Raw genomic sequence first — 531 nt, 5'->3', positions numbered from 1 at the left:
TGGCAACCTTGGTAGTCTGCCCGTCGCCATTGCCACCGACTAGCGTGATGTTCTTGCCCATCAGTTCAAAGAGCGGCTTGACGACGCCGAATGCCTCCTTCGAGCCGCCGACCATGATGGTCAGCGAGGCTGCCTTGGCGCCGACCTCGCCGCCCGACACCGGCGCGTCAAGGTATTCGCAGCTCAAGGCGTTGATGCGCTGGGCAAAGGTCTTGGTGGCAATGGGCGAGATCGAGCTCATGTCCACCACGATCTTGCCGGGCGTGAGGCCTTTTGCGACCCCGTCCTCGTCAAACAGCACGGCTTCCACGTGTGGCGTGTCGGGCACCATGACGATGATGACGTCGGCGCGCTTGGCCACCTCGGTGGCGGACGTGCAGACCGTTGCACCGCCTTCGATCAGCGAAGCCGGTGGATTCCTTCTGTCATGCAGATACAGCTTATGTCCTCCAGCCTGCAGGTTGGCCGCCATTGGCGCGCCCATGATGCCCAGCCCGATAAATCCAATTTTTGTCATGCTCAGTCTCCGTG

At 61.4% G+C, this 531-nt stretch carries 1 protein-coding gene; it reads right to left on the bottom strand.

The window, feature by feature from the left end:
- Nucleotides 1–517, bottom strand: a 517-nt coding sequence (locus JK635_RS28620) for an NAD(P)-dependent oxidoreductase (protein ID WP_202654882.1), incomplete at its 3' end; no start/stop codon positions are given.
- Nucleotides 518–531 lie beyond the last annotated feature (14 nt).

The organism is Neobacillus paridis, assembly GCF_016765675.1.
GTDB classification, from domain to species: Bacteria; Bacillota; Bacilli; order Bacillales; family Cytobacillaceae; genus Neobacillus; species Neobacillus paridis.
Note: the sequence above shows the minus strand (reverse complement) of the source record. Positions and strands in the feature narration are given on the sequence as shown.